The sequence below is a fragment of the Reichenbachiella faecimaris genome (assembly GCF_900176375.1).
Lineage (GTDB): Bacteria > Bacteroidota > Bacteroidia > Cytophagales > Cyclobacteriaceae > Reichenbachiella > Reichenbachiella faecimaris.
The window spans coordinates 25,613-40,089 of the sequence record NZ_FWYF01000001.1; the positions used below are offsets into that span (position 1 = coordinate 25,613).

Below are 14,477 nucleotides of genomic sequence, written 5' to 3' on the forward strand. Positions count from 1 at the left end.
AATTAGCCGTTTCCTAAAAGGGCTTCAATCTCTAGATTGATTTCATCAAAATGCAGTGTTTGATATGTGCTAGTTTTGGCCAGTGAGTCGAGAATATCATTACGGGTAATGAATGATTAATAAGATGGCCATGAGAATCATGGTCAGAGTAGTGATGATAATAAGTTTGTATTTTAAGGTTTTCGACATGGCTTTAATCTTGCTTCTTAAAGTGAAAGTAAAACTGGATTCTGAATAATTTCTGTAGTATTTATTTTGTTCATCATAGCAACTCAATGAGATCAAAAGGCGCTGTATAGATGAATTAATAGGGTTATGAAATTATTTACTGGCCATTTGTAAAAGTTCTTTAATTCATATTTTATTCAGAATTGCCATTTAAGATTGAAGAAAAAAAGTCATGGATAACAATTTTGATATTTTCGTAGATCACTGGCATCAAGTGGTGGTCATCTGGTCACAAATTCTTTTAGGCTGTTCTGTTCTTATTCTCATGTACTATTTTATTGTACTCAATATGAAGAGAAGTCTGGTAGAGCAATACAATTTCATAAGTACCAATGAGATTAAATATCTGTGGTACGCTGGAATGAGCTTATCATTGACGTTTGCCTTTTTTCTCAACTCGTCAATCGTAAGAGTACATGTCACTCGAACAGAGTTTATTCTTGGGGTCAAGACATTTGTTTCCTTGATTATAGGGTTGCTTTTTGCTAGCGCCATCAAGACTTATCTCAATGTATACTACCCGTTTCGTTTGGAAAAAAGGCTGAACAAACTTAGGTTTCGTAGCAGAATATCGCCAAAAACTGGAGTTGAAATGAGACTGCTTACAGAAAAGGAGGAAGATGTACATCTAACCAAGGAAATGATTGAACATGAGAATATTCGTGCGTATGAATATGATGTTTGGTTGGATGAAACCAATGGAGAGAAGATCATTGAGAAATATGAGGTCAACCGACATTTGATTATATGTAATGAATGCAATTATCGAACCGCCAGAGACATCAAAGAGGAAGTAGTAAAGGAGCCTTCTGAAACTGAACAAGGCGAAATGATGAAGCATTATGAGTGCTCATATTGTGGTCATAGACAACAAAAGAAATCACCCATTGCAGCCTTGTCAACGAATTAATTATTTTACTTGACGTTATGAATATTCTAATTATAGAAGACGAGCCAGCTTTGGCTGAGTCTATCATCAAATACCTGAATAAAGATGGCTATCACTGCGAATGGGTAGCTACACTAAATGAGGCATTTGAGAAAATTCATCTCTATACCTATGATTGTCTGCTGGTAGATATCACCCTGCCAGGTGGGAGTGGCATGGAGGTCGTGCAGAGATTGAAAAAGAATAAATCTGAGTCAGGTATAATTATCATTTCAGCTAAAAATTCGGTAGACGACCGGATAGAAGGCTTGGATATTGGTGCCGATGACTACCTGTCCAAGCCATTCGACTTATCCGAACTCAATGCCCGGATCAAGTCAGTACTTAGACGTAGAAATTTTAGTGGGCATAACGAAATCGTATTTAAAGAAATCACGATTTTACCCGTTGAGCGCAGTGTGAAAGTGTGCGGCAAACCGCTTAATCTTACCAAAAAGGAATACGATTTATTACTCTATTTTATTTCTAATCAGAATCGGGTGATTTCTAAGAGTTCCATTGCAGAGCACCTTTGGGGTGATTATATGGATATGGCAGATTCTTATGATTTTATTTATGCACATCTCAAAAATCTAAGAAAAAAAATCATTGCTCTTGGCGGAGATGATTATATTCAGACTGTATATGGTGTTGGTTATAAATTCACTCAGTTTTGAAGCTTCTTTCTCTTACCAGTCGTTATTATTTTTTATCTATCGTAATCATTTTATCCATAGGCGGCGTGTTTGCCTATTATATTATCAAAAATATAGTGAATCATGAATTCAATGAGAAGCTACTGGCTGATCGCCAACAATTTTTGTTCGAATGGCACACCTATGAAGAGATTCAGGAAGTTTTTTATTTGAATGTAGGAGATAGAATTAGTATCAAAGAGTTGCCTGTAGGTACCTTGGCTCCTATGACCATGCGAGATACACTCATGTGGGATGACTATGAAAAGCGTATACTCCCTTTTAGGGTATTGAGATTTTCAGATCAACTAGATGGTAAAAACTACTCGGTCTCTATCACCAAGTCACTACTGCCCAATGAGGATTTGATTACTGGGATAAGCGAGATCATTTTGTTGTTGATGGGCAGTATCATCGTCACATTATTGGTGGTCAACCGTCAGATTTCCAAACGGATTTGGTCGCCATTTTATGAGACGATTGCGAAACTCAAGAAGTTCAAAATTTCTACTACCTCTGAAGTGAATTTTGAGGAAAGTAAAATCTTTGAGTTTGAAGAATTGAATGACGAGATTAAAAAAATGCTGGACAAAAGTCAAGCTGATTACAACAACCTAAAGGAATTTACTGAGAATGCTTCTCATGAAATTCAAACACCTCTAGCCATCATTAAATCAAAATCTGAGCTTCTACTCCAAGATGGAAATTTGCCTGAAGAGGATCTTGACGAGATAAATAAGATAAATGAAGCTGCCAATAGACTTTCCAAGTTGAACACGGATCTTATTCTATTGACACAGATGGAAAACCATCAATTTGAAGATATGGAGTCCATTGATTTGGTAGATTTCATTGAAAATAAACTCACTTACTTTGAAGAACTGATTGACCTGAAAAAAATATATTTGAAAAAAAGTTATGAGTTTCATCCCGTACTGAAGATGAATAGTACACTAGCCTTTTTGCTTATCAATAATCTTCTAAAGAATGCCATCCGCCACAATGTGGATAAAGGATATTTAAGGATATATACATTTCAAAACAGAATGGTTTTTGAAAACTCTGGTCATCAATCCAATGTTGATCCCCAGTCTTTATTTCAGCGTTTCAAAAAGGGCAACGTATCACACGATTCTTCTGGATTGGGTCTGGCCTTGATCAAAAAAGTATGTGATATTCATCAAATGACAGTGACCTATACGGTTCAGGAAGTAAATCACAAAATAGAAATTCATTTCTGATTTAGAAGTTTATCTAAAGGCTAAATCAGAATTCGACTGTTTTGGTCAATCATCAGTATTCCTTATAGGCTACTTCACGTTCTATCTAAATAGAAAACCAACTCTAGGTTTCATAGCATAGGATAAATAAAATTTCCCTTACTTTTTTTCAAATTCTCTGAATCTGCAGATTTTATTCAGAATTGGGTTCTTGTTTTGAATTCTAAACAAATAAAGATAGGTCTTGATTGACTTATTAAGTCTAAAAAAATTCAACATGAGTTTACAATTCAAACACTCAATAATAGAGAAATTATGATGAAGAGTATTTATAAACTGATGGCTTTGAGCGCAATTGCTTTTTCAAGTTGTGACTCACACAAAGGTCATCATGAACTAGAAAGTAAATATGAGGTGACTAGCCCTATCAAAATGGATACATCCGTAACTAAGCATTATGTGAGCCAAATCCATTCATCCCAGCATATTGAACTCCGAGCACTTGAAAGAGGCTATCTGGAGAAAATATTTGTTGACGAAGGGCAATTCGTAAAAAAAGGTCAATTGATGTTTCAGATTATGCCACGGCTCTATCAAGCAGAGCTGCAAAGAACTGAAGCAGAAGTGCACTACGCACAAATCGAATATGAAAACACAAAGCGACTGGCAGAAAGTAATGTAGTGGCAGCAACAGAGTTGGCGTTAGCCAGTGCCAAATATGATAAGGCCAAGGCGGAGCTTGCACTAGCACAGGTTCACTTGGACTTTACGCAAGTGAGAGCACCATTTGATGGTATCATGGATCACCTGCATGTGAGACTTGGCAGTTTGGTAGAAGAAGGGGAGTTGCTAACTACACTTTCAGACAATCATGAAATGTGGGTTTATTTCAATGTACCCGAAGCTGAGTATTTGGACTATAAAGTGGAACTAAGTGCGGATAAAGAGCATCCTCTGAGAGTGAAACTGATGATGGCTAATAACAAGCTATTTGAAAATATGGGTGAAGTAAATACCATAGAGGCAGATTTTAATAATGAAACGGGAAATATAGCCTTCAGAGCAACATTTCCTAACCCCAAAGGTCTATTGAGACATGGAGAAACAGGAAATGTTCTAGTGGAAGCCTCTCTAAAAGATGCCTTATTGATTCCACAGAAAACCACCTATGAAATTTTAGATAAAAAATACGTCTTTGTAGTTGATAAAAATGGACTAGTCAGATCCAGACATATTCAGGTAGGGGCGGAGTTGCCACATATCTATGAAGTGATCGAGGGGCTTGAAGAATCGGACAGAATCCTATTAGAGGGTCTTCGAAAGGTTAGAGAAGGTGATAAAATCGCAACTGAGTTTGTGGAGCCGATCACAGTTCTTTCTCAACTTGAACTCTACGCAGAGTAATCTAATCTTTCAAAAAAACAATAATAAAATGTTTTTAAGCAGAATAATACATAGACCCGTATTGGCCATTGTCATATCCGTGGTCATTTTGTTCTTAGGTGGGCTAGCAATCAGGACGTTACCCATTTCCCAATTTCCATCTATTGCTCCTACGACGGTAAATTTGTTTATTGCCTACCCTGGATCAAGTGCAGAAGTTTTGGTTAATTCTACACTCATACCATTGGAACAGGCCATCAACGGGGTGCAAGGCATGCGCTACATCTCTTCAGATGCGACAAGTGCGGGAGAGGCCACTATTCGAGTGATTTTTGAACCAGGTACTGATCCCAATCAGGCCGTGATTCGTGTCAAGACACGGGTGGATCAGGTGATGCCTTTGCTGCCTCCACTTGTTCAAAGGGAAGGGGTGATTATTTCACCTATCCAGCCAAGTATGTTGATGTATGTGAATTTATATAGCAAGGATAAAAACGCTGATGAGAAATTCCTGTACAACTACGCCAATGTCAAAATGATTCCTGAGATTCAGCGAATTAACGGGATAGCCAGAGCACAAATACTTGGCAGTAGACAATTCGCCATGCGAATCTGGCTGAAACCTGATCGTATGAGAGCCTATAAAGTATCAGCAGAGGAAATAATGGAGGCTATGCTTGACCAGAGTATCATTGGTAGACCGGGCAGACTGGGAAGAGCTGATGGTAAGGAAGCACAATCGCTAGAGTATGTGTTGACTTATCAGGGAAGATATAACAAGCCAGAGGAATATGGTAATATTGTTATTCGATCTAATGAAGAAGGTCAAAACATCCATTTAAAAGATATTGCAAATGTAGAGTTGGGTAGTGAATTTTTCGATATCTACTCTAACCTAGATGGCGACCCATCCGCGTCTATTGTTTTAAAACAAACGGTAGGAAGTAATGCTTCTCGCGTCATTGAAGATGTTAAAGCCAAGCTTGATGAAATGAAAGGAGATTTTCCTCCAGGCATGGACTACAAGATCAGTTATGACGTCTCCAATTTCTTGGATGCCTCAATCGAACAGGTGGTTCATACACTGAGAGATGCATTTATACTTGTTGCCATAGTGGTCTTCGTCTTCTTGGGTGATTGGCGATCTACTTTGATTCCAATTATAGCCGTGCCAGTTTCGTTGATTGGAGCCTTTTTCGTGATGTTGATGTTCGGATTATCCATCAATCTCATTACACTATTTGCGTTGGTATTGGCTATAGGTATTGTGGTAGACGATGCCATTGTAGTCGTAGAAGCAGTACATGCCAAAATGCACGATAAGAACCTGTCTCCCTATCATGCAGTAAAGGAAGTGATGGGAGAAATCAGTGGCGCAATTATCGCTATTACGTTAGTAATGGTTTCCGTATTTGTGCCGATTGCGTTCATGCCTGGTCCAGTGGGTACTTTTTATCGACAGTTTTCCATTACCATGGCCAGTTCTATAATTTTATCGGCAGTGGTAGCACTCACATTGACTCCTGTACTCTGCGCCATGTTATTAAAAAATACACATGGTCGTCCGAAGAAACGATCATTGATGAATAAACTACTTGACGGCTTCAATGGTGGATTTGAAAAGGTAACCAATAAGTATGTGAAGCTCTTGAAGCTAATTGTAAATAGAAGATTGGTAACTTTTGGAATTTTAATTGCCTTTTGTGTAGGCATTTACTTTGAGGGTCAGGTACTCCCTACAGGGTTTATTCCAAATGAAGATCAGGGAACCATTTATGCGATTATACAAACACCTCCAGGTGCTACTCTGGAACGAACGAACCAAGTGGCTCAGCAGCTTCAGAAAATAGCTGAAGAAATTGATGGTATTGAATCAGTTTCAGCTTTGGCAGGATATGAGATCATGACGGAAGGTCGCGGATCTAACGCAGGTACCTGCCTGATCAACTTGAAAAACTGGTCAGAACGCCAACACTCTGTACATGAGATTATGGAAGAACTGGAAGAGGAAACAAGAAACTTAGGGGCTATTATCGAATTTTTCGAGCCGCCAGCTGTTCCTGGTTTTGGTACCTCAGGTGGATTTTCTATGAGGATGTTGGATAAGACCAATTCTACTGACTATCAGGAATTTGACAAAATTAACAGTAGCTTCATGGATGCGCTAAAAGAGCGTAAAGAGATCACAGGACTATTTACCTTCTTTGCTGCGAATTATCCTCAATATGAAATTGAGATAGATAATGAGGTGGCCATGCAAAAAGGAGTGTCCATTGGTGCAGCTATGGAGAATCTCAATATTCTGATAGGAAGCACCTACGAACAGGGCTTTATCAGGTTTGGTAGGTTTTTTAAGGTTTATGTGCAAGCCTCTCCAGAATACAGAAGGTATCCTTCGGATTTGGATGGATACTTTGTCAAAAATGAAGGCGGAGAAATGGTGCCTTATTCATCATTTATGAAATTGACCAAGCGTCAAGGACCTAACGAGATTACCAGATTTAACCTGTACAACTCTGCTTCTATCAGAGGGTTGCCAGCACCTGGATATACTACTGGGGATGCGATTGCAGCCATTCGAGAAGTAGCGGAAAAAAACCTACCTCGTGGGTATGATATTGCCTTTGAAGATTTGTCTTACGACGAATCAAGACGTGGAAATGAAGGCATCTACATTTTTGCCGTAGTACTCATATTTGTGTATTTAGTACTTGCAGCACAATATGAGAGTTTCTTGTTACCCTTGGCTGTTATTCTCTCTCTGCCAGTTGGAATTTTTGGATCCTTCTTACTCCTAAAACTCATGGGCTTAGCCAATGACGTGTATGCACAGGTCGGTTTGATTATGCTTGTGGGTCTGCTGGGTAAGAATGCAGTATTGATCGTAGAATTTGCGGTTCAGAAACACCAGCAAGGCATGTCGGTTTTGGATGCCGCAATTGAAGGCGCCAGAGTGAGGTTTAGACCAATTTTGATGACCTCATTTGCTTTTATAGCAGGGTTGATTCCTTTGGTGATTTCTCATGGTGCCGGAGCAGTAGGTAACCAAACCATTGGCTCATCTGCCATGGGGGGTATGCTTATTGGAACATTTTTCGGCGTAATTATTATTCCAGGATTGTACTACGTGTTTGACACATTGGCCGAAGGGCGAAACCTCATAAAAGGAGAAGAGCACGAGCCATTATCTGAAGAATATGTACATACCATGGAGGATCGGGATAAGATGCTCAAACAAATACATCAAAGCAAACTAGATGCGGATCAAAAAGGTAAAAGCAAATGAGAGACATGAAAATTAAATTTCTTAATAAAGGTTTGGTAGTTGCTTTCGCAGCAATTGCCATCCAGGCATGTGCTCCTAAACTGACTATAATGGAGGCTGATCTAGATGTGCCTGAGCAATTTGACGCTCAGCAGGATTCGACGAATACAGCAGATATTCAATGGAGAACTTACTTTACTGATCCATACCTTATTGCTTTGATCGACACGGCACTGTCTAACAATCAGGAGCTCAATATATTTATGCAGGAGATTGCCATTGCTCGTAATGAAGTTCGAGCAAAAAAAGGTGAAATATTACCTTCAGTAGATGTGGGTGCAGGTGCAGGAGTAGACAAGGTAGGTAGATATACCAGAAATGGAGCCTTAGAAGCCACAACAGATATTGAACCTGGGGAAGAATTTCCAGAGCCGTTACCGGATTTTGTGGTAGGGGCTGCTGCTACCTGGGAAGTGGATATTTGGCGCAAGCTACGTAATGCTAAAAAATCGGCATTCACGAGGTACCTATCTAGCGTAGAAGGTCGAAACTTTATGGTCACCAACTTGATAGCTGAGATAGCCAATGCCTATTATGAGTTGCTGGCACTGGACAATCAATTGGCTCTGGTGCAGCAGAATATTAAGATTCAGTCTGATGCTTTGGAAATCGTACGATTACGAAAACAAGCATCTCGTGTTACTGAATTGGCTGTTCGGAGATTTGAAGCTCAGGTATTGGATACTAGAAGTCTTCAATACGACATCAAGCAAAAGATCGTAGAGACTGAAAATGAACTCAACTTTTTGTTAGGTAGATACCCTCAGCCAATCGCAAGAAATGCGGATACATTTGTAAGCTTTGTTCCTGGCGTGGTGAAAACAGGTATTCCTTCACAGCTGTTGGAAAATCGTCCAGATATCAAGCAAGCTGGATTGGATTTGGAAGCAGCTAAGCTGGACATCAAAGTAGCCAAGGCAAGATTTTATCCTTCTCTTGGCATTTCGGCTGGCGTAGGTTATCAGGCATTCAACCCGAGTCATTTGCTCTCTACTCCAGAGTCATTGGCGTTTTCTTTGACAGGAGATGTGGTAGCGCCATTAGTCAATCGAAATGCAATCAAAGCCCTCTACTACAGTGCCAATTCAGCTCAGATTCAGGCCGTGTATAATTACGAGCGTACTATTTTGAATGCATATATAGAGGTGGCCAATCTGATGTCTAAAGAGGATAACCTCCAAAGTAGTTACGATTTGAGAGCACAGCAGGTAGAAGCATTGAATCAATCCATTGAGATTTCCAATTTCTTATTTAGATCGGCAAGAGCTGACTATATGGAAGTATTGCTTACACAGCGCGAGGCGCTGGATTCAAGGTTTGATTTAATAGAAACTAAAATGCAACAATTACATACTTGGATTAATATCTACAAGGCCCTTGGTGGCGGATGGGATTGATCCATGAGCGAAAGATTATAATGAAGAGACTGTCTAAAAGCGAAATAAATTGGCATAGCGAAGAGATGAGGGATCTTAACTTATTATTTATCATCAATAAGTTTAATGAGAATTCTCCTTTCTAGTCGAAATGACAAGCTTTTGAGACGGCCTCTTTTGTCATTCAACAAAAACGTAAATCTATGGGAAAAGTAATTCGACAAAAACTTCCAACTGAGTATAGTATAGGAATCCTTTTATTAATTTTTGTATTATCATATTTTTTATCAGGCCGCTTGTTTGAAACACAGATGGCTGATGCTGATCAAGTCCCCAACTTGTATGTTGGCATGTTATTGGCCAGTGTGGCTGTGATAATTATGGTATTGATACTTTGGGAGGAATTACTCTTTCCAGTTAGGATTGATCCTACCGACGAAGAAGTGATATTCAGGAATCACAGAAATAAGCTCAAAATACAAGTGCTTATCTATTTGTCCATTCCCGCTATTGTTGTATTTCTTTTTGTCAATTATGAGGTCAATCTATTCAGTTTTATTCCATTTGCGTTGGTCTGCTTAATAGCACCTGTAGCTGGAAAACTTGGCACAGGAATCAATAACTACAATGACTTCTTAAGGTTGACCGAAAAGGAGATAGAATACAAAAACAATGAGCTAGAGGGTACCATACAAGTGGCAGATATACAGACGATGTCTTTGATTAGAGATGAGGATGGAATCTTAAGTAAGCTTGATGTGTCCATGACTGATCATGCTCAACTGACGATTGACTTGGATGAAATGGAGCTAGAAGAATTTTATGACACGATTGAAGAGTATATGTCAGTTCATTACAAACAGCTATTGAGTCGTAAAGGATAACAGCAATTAGGACAAGTTAATCCTTCATGTCAGTTGCATAAGAAAAGAGTCAGCACTTGATAGTGCTGACTCTTTTCTTATGGCTTGGCTATTCCTGTCTCAACGAATCCACAGGGTTACTCATGGAGGCCTTAATCGTCTGAAAGCTAATGGCCAGACTGCCAATGAATACCACTATAACGGTGGATAGAATGTAAATCCATGGACTAATGGAGAGCCTGTCAGAAAAATTTTGTAGCCAATAATCAGTGGCAAAGTAGGCGAGAGGCCAGGAAATTAGTGTTGACACTATGATCAGTTTCACTATTTCATTGGAAAGCAATTTGACAAGAGTACCTGTACTAGCTCCTAAAACTTTTCGAATGCCAATTTCTTTCTTCCTGATGGATGCGGTATAGGTGACCAGTCCGATCAGTCCTAGGCAGGCTATGAAGATAGATAGGCCTGCAAAAACGACAAAAACTTGAGCAGTTGTAGATTCAGATCTATACAAGTTGGCATAGTCATCATCAAAAAAGAAATATTGAAATGGTTTGTTGTAAGAATGATCAAACCAAGTGTTTTCTACAAATTGTATCGTTTCTCGGATGTTGTGCGTATTGCTCAACTTGATCATGGCATAGCCTTCTTGATTGCCACGCATTACTCTTAATACGGCAGGTTGAATGGGCTTATGCAGCGATTCTATATGATAGTCTTTGACTACACCAATAATTGGCATATAGAGGACATTGCCCTGACGATCTTGATTCACGAAGCGCTTGCCTATGGGTTCATTATAGCCCATAGCCTTTACGGCAGATTCGTTTACAATTACCGCTGTGGAATCCGATGGAAAGTCTTTAGAAAAGAATCGACCTTCAACCAATTCCAGTCCCATAAGTTCTGCGTAACCAAAACTGACGTTGTTTTCATACAATAGATATGGAGAATCTGGACTATCCTCAGTCATATATGCATTGTTGTTGTATCGGCTCTTTCCTGGAATAGATAAAGCATTGGCCACACTTTTTATGTTTGGGTTCTTCAAGAGGTCATTTTTGAAATTCTCTATGTTACCCCTCAACACGTCAGATCTTCTGATTACCAAAGTTTGTTCTTTATCAAAGCCAAGGTTTTTGCTGAGCATGAAATCGATTTGATTGTATACGACCATGGTGCCAATGATGATGACGATAGCCGCCGTGAATTGTATTACAACCAGCAAATTTCTCATCCAACCAGACTTGGCACCTGCACTCATAGTCCCTTTTAGTACATGTACGGGCTGAAATGCTGCTAACACAAAAGAAGGGTAGAAGCCAGCTAGAATGCCAATGACAATGGCTAATGCACCAAGTAGTGCAATACTCCATACACTAGAGGTCAGTGAGTAGGCAATTTCTTTCCCAATGAGTTGATTGAATGACGGGGTGAGTAAAAATACCGTAAGAGAGGCCAGGATAGTTGCCAAGGCTGAAACTACAATAGACTCAAATATGAATTGAGAAACGAGCCTTTGCTTGCTGGAGCCTACGACTTTTCTGATGCCTACTTCTTTGGCTCGTGAAGAAGATTGGGCAGTCGCCAAATTCACAAAATTGATGATAGCAATAAATAAAATAATGAGAGCAATGAGTGAATAGATGTAGATATAGGATATGTCACTGTTGGCTTGCATTTCTTCATCTACATTGGAATAAAGATAAATGTCCTCCAAGGGCATGAGATAATACCCAAACGAGTTGCCAGCACTTTCCCACGCTTCCATTGTCGTACCCAAAAACTGTTCCACCTGAGGGCCTACATACTTGTAGACCAAATTTTGCATCTTTTCTTCAAATACTGCTACATCTGTATTTTCATGAAGGGTAACATAAGTATAGTGATTGTGGCTCACCCACTGGTTATTGTTCCAGTGTTTATAAGTACTCATAGATCCCATCATATCGAATTGCATGTGAGAGTGATCTGGGACATCTTCCATCACGCCTGTAACTGTGTAAAAAATAGTGTCTTGCTCTACTGTCAGCTTCTGACCCAAAGGGTTTTCGTCGCCAAAGTATTTTTTTGCGTAGGATTCAGTAAGTATAATTGATCTAGGATTGATTAAGGCAGTTTTTTCATCACCAGAGAGCAGTTTGAAATCGAACACATCAAAGAAGGTTGAGTCTCCAAAAAGCACGCCATCTTCGTTAAATTTTTTGTTGCCCCGTCCAATAAACCAGGCACCACTTTCTTTGATTCGTGTTACTTTAGCTACTTCAGGATATTCACTGAGTAAGGCTTGTGCCATAGGAGAAGCAGTTGCTGCCATATCCATGCCTTGCCCCATCATTTGCCCTTGTACATGGACGCGATAAATGTTTTCTGATTGACTATGAAATTTGTCATAGCTCAGTTCATTAATAATGTAAAGTGAAATGAAAATAAAACTAGCAATGCCAATGGCAAGACCACTAATGTTGATCAGAAAGTAGCTTTTGTGTTTCAGTAGATTCCTGATGGCCGTGAGATAAAAATTTTTAAGCATGGTTTTGAGTTTTTGATTTGAGTTTTCTTATTGCAAATTGCATCTGTTAGATCGCCTGTTTTATTAGATGCCATTTTATGTCCAATAGTTGCAGGTTAGGTGCATGAAATTAAAAATAATTACAAACTCAATAAAAAAATATGTATACGGCTTCTCTTAGCGAACTAAAAAAGGAACTCAAACTATTGTCAGAAGTAGAATTATTGGCCGTGTGTTTAAGGCTGGCACGATACAAAAAGGACAACAAGGAGTTGCTGCATTATTTGCTTCTTGAGTCTGGAAATGAGGTTTTTTATGTAGAGCAAGTCAAAGACGATATTACAGAGGCATTTTCCACTATCAATCCTTCCAGTTTGTATTTGGCCAAGAAGACTATCAGAAAGGCGTTGAGATTAGCTACAAAACAGATCAGGTTTTCAGGAAATAAGCAGACAGAAGTAGAAATATTGCTTTTCTTCTGCCAAAGCTTGATTGGTCTCAGTTTACCATTAAATGAAAGCAAGGTATTATTGAATCTGCTATTGAATCAAATCAAAAAGGTTGAAAAGGCTTTAGCCACTTTGCATGAAGATTTGCAGTATGATTATCGAGAGGTGCTAGACGATATTAGGGTCGCGTGTTCATAAAAAAAGACAGCCTATTTAAGACTGTCTTTTTACTCAACAAAACAATAATGATATTTTTAGTTGGCCGTATAGGTTTGGTCATTTACACTTAAATTAAGCATAATGCCTTTGCTGGCTCTGAGTGATTTCCCTTTGAGAATCACGGCCTTGTTGTAAGGCGCCGCACCTTCAGTGGCAGAGACAACCATCACACGGTTGATCATTGGATCCAGTCCATTCTCAAATGAAACAGAAATCCCTTCTGGTAGAGATGAATCAATTAACAAATCAATTTCAGTCTTCTTGTATGATTTTGATCTGTTGAGCGTCACAAAGTACTTTTTAGTTTCTCCTGGCTGAACAGCAATGTTTTTGTCTGATACCGAGATGGTAAATTCCTTCTTTGGAATTTCTTGCGCAACAGTAGCGAGTGAAGATAATATGGCTACAGTAATAATTAAAGCTAGTTTTTTCATGATTTAGATATTTAGAACAAATTGGTTAAACGTTCGAATTTGAATCAAAATAAAATCCCTTTCGGGAGTCATTTGCAAATCTAAACGAAGATTCGAACAAAAGGTTGTTTTGTTCGAAAATTATTTTTCAATTCTTTTTAATACCGTCTAAAACCAAACCTATTGCATAAAGTATTTGCTCTCGAATATGAGTCCAGTCATCCTCAGTAGGGTAGCTGTGCAGAAACATGCTCAGTTGATCATACTGAATCGAAAATTTAATCAAGAACAAAGCTTCAGCCACCTTTTCTACTTCACATGCTTTGAAGTCTCCACTGGCTATACCTTCATTGATAGCCCCAACATAAAAACTAATGCCACCACGATTGATCTTATTGACGAACGACCGATATAGGTTTCGAGTTTCTATAAGTGCCTTTACTGGAATCTTGTGCTCAATAACTACTTTTTCATAATAATTGAGTGATTGAGTGATATAGGTGAGTATTTTTTTTGTAGGATTATTTTCTTTGTTGGCCTCAGTTTCAAATTTTTTGAACTTCTCTTCCCAATCGTTTCTAAACGAGCACATGAAAAGATCTTCCTTGTTTTTGAAATAATAATAGAGAGAGGATTTGCGCATGCCTACTGCCTGTGAAATGTCATCTACACTGGTTTTTGCATATCCCTGTCTATTGAAGAGCAACTTGGCTGCATCTAGTATTTGATCCTTTTTTGCCATTTATTAATAATACAATTTTTCTTAGTTAATTAAAAAAACTGTTTCAAAAGTCAATTAAACTGTCAGCTGAGCAGAACGCCACGCAGACACTCGAAACCATGTTGCAATTGCAGACAGATATTTC

General features: G+C 38.8%; 11 protein-coding genes. 8 read left to right on the forward strand and 3 right to left on the reverse strand.

What is annotated here, in order from left to right:
• Window positions 1-400 precede the first annotated feature (400 nt).
• The 7 genes from B9A58_RS00090 to B9A58_RS00120 all read left to right on the forward strand — a co-directional run bounded on the left by B9A58_RS00090 (window position 401) and on the right by B9A58_RS00120 (window position 10,039).
• Window positions 401-1,138 (forward strand): hypothetical protein, encoded by a 738-nt coding sequence (locus B9A58_RS00090; protein ID WP_084370387.1) that lies wholly within the window; start codon window positions 401-403, stop codon window positions 1,136-1,138.
• 17 nt (window positions 1,139-1,155) lie between these two features.
• Window positions 1,156-1,833 carry a response regulator transcription factor gene (locus B9A58_RS00095; protein ID WP_084370388.1) on the forward strand — a complete coding sequence of 226 codons (678 nt, stop codon included), beginning with the start codon at window positions 1,156-1,158 and terminating at the stop codon, window positions 1,831-1,833.
• Window positions 1,830-3,092 (forward strand): sensor histidine kinase, encoded by a 1,263-nt coding sequence (locus B9A58_RS00100; RefSeq protein ID WP_139793688.1) that lies wholly within the window; start codon window positions 1,830-1,832, stop codon window positions 3,090-3,092. Before B9A58_RS00095 ends, B9A58_RS00100 begins: the two co-directional genes overlap by 4 nt.
• 297 nt (window positions 3,093-3,389) lie before the next feature.
• Window positions 3,390-4,475, forward strand: coding sequence for an efflux RND transporter periplasmic adaptor subunit (locus B9A58_RS00105; RefSeq protein ID WP_084371915.1), 1,086 nt, complete (start codon window positions 3,390-3,392; stop codon window positions 4,473-4,475).
• Window positions 4,476-4,503: 28 nt separating this feature from the next.
• Window positions 4,504-7,740 (forward strand): efflux RND transporter permease subunit, encoded by a 3,237-nt coding sequence (locus tag B9A58_RS00110; protein ID WP_084370390.1) that lies wholly within the window; start codon window positions 4,504-4,506, stop codon window positions 7,738-7,740.
• 5 nt (window positions 7,741-7,745) lie between these two features.
• Window positions 7,746-9,176: a TolC family protein gene (locus B9A58_RS00115; RefSeq protein ID WP_084371916.1), complete on the forward strand. Its 1,431-nt coding sequence runs from the start codon at window positions 7,746-7,748 to the stop codon at window positions 9,174-9,176.
• A 182-nt stretch (window positions 9,177-9,358) separates the two neighbouring features.
• Complete coding sequence (locus B9A58_RS00120) at window positions 9,359-10,039, forward strand: hypothetical protein (protein WP_084370391.1); 681 nt, start codon at window positions 9,359-9,361, stop codon at window positions 10,037-10,039.
• Between the two features lie 88 nt (window positions 10,040-10,127).
• Here B9A58_RS00120 and B9A58_RS00125 read toward each other — a convergent pair whose 3' ends face one another.
• On the reverse strand, window positions 10,128-12,551 hold the full coding sequence (locus B9A58_RS00125; RefSeq protein WP_084370392.1) for an ABC transporter permease: 2,424 nt from the start codon (window positions 12,549-12,551) through the stop codon (window positions 10,128-10,130).
• Window positions 12,552-12,691: 140 nt separating this feature from the next.
• Here B9A58_RS00125 and B9A58_RS00130 point away from each other — a divergent pair, with 140 nt between their 5' ends.
• Complete coding sequence (locus tag B9A58_RS00130; RefSeq protein ID WP_084370393.1) at window positions 12,692-13,177, forward strand: hypothetical protein; 486 nt, start codon at window positions 12,692-12,694, stop codon at window positions 13,175-13,177.
• Window positions 13,178-13,233: 56 nt separating this feature from the next.
• Here the strand turns inward: B9A58_RS00130 and B9A58_RS00135 are convergent, their stop codons facing one another.
• Together B9A58_RS00135 and B9A58_RS00140 are read right to left on the reverse strand one after the other, a co-directional pair.
• Window positions 13,234-13,632 (reverse strand): hypothetical protein, encoded by a 399-nt coding sequence (locus tag B9A58_RS00135; protein WP_084370394.1) that lies wholly within the window; start codon window positions 13,630-13,632, stop codon window positions 13,234-13,236.
• A gap of 127 nt (window positions 13,633-13,759) precedes the next feature.
• On the reverse strand, window positions 13,760-14,353 hold the full coding sequence (locus B9A58_RS00140) for a TetR/AcrR family transcriptional regulator (protein WP_084370395.1): 594 nt from the start codon (window positions 14,351-14,353) through the stop codon (window positions 13,760-13,762).
• Between the last annotated feature and the right edge of the window lie 124 nt (window positions 14,354-14,477).

Coding starts and splice junctions, on each gene's coding strand:
- B9A58_RS00090 (WP_084370387.1), top strand. CDS start 401: ATGGATAACAATTTTGATATTTTCGTAGATCACTGGCATCAAGTGGTG.
- B9A58_RS00095 (WP_084370388.1), top strand. CDS start 1,156: ATGAATATTCTAATTATAGAAGACGAGCCAGCTTTGGCTGAGTCTATC.
- B9A58_RS00105 (WP_084371915.1), top strand. CDS start 3,390: ATGAAGAGTATTTATAAACTGATGGCTTTGAGCGCAATTGCTTTTTCA.
- B9A58_RS00110 (WP_084370390.1), top strand. CDS start 4,504: ATGTTTTTAAGCAGAATAATACATAGACCCGTATTGGCCATTGTCATA.
- B9A58_RS00115 (WP_084371916.1), top strand. CDS start 7,746: ATGAAAATTAAATTTCTTAATAAAGGTTTGGTAGTTGCTTTCGCAGCA.
- B9A58_RS00120 (WP_084370391.1), top strand. CDS start 9,359: ATGGGAAAAGTAATTCGACAAAAACTTCCAACTGAGTATAGTATAGGA.
- B9A58_RS00125 (WP_084370392.1), bottom strand. CDS start 12,551: ATGCTTAAAAATTTTTATCTCACGGCCATCAGGAATCTACTGAAACAC.
- B9A58_RS00130 (WP_084370393.1), top strand. CDS start 12,692: ATGTATACGGCTTCTCTTAGCGAACTAAAAAAGGAACTCAAACTATTG.
- B9A58_RS00135 (WP_084370394.1), bottom strand. CDS start 13,632: ATGAAAAAACTAGCTTTAATTATTACTGTAGCCATATTATCTTCACTC.
- B9A58_RS00140 (WP_084370395.1), bottom strand. CDS start 14,353: ATGGCAAAAAAGGATCAAATACTAGATGCAGCCAAGTTGCTCTTCAAT.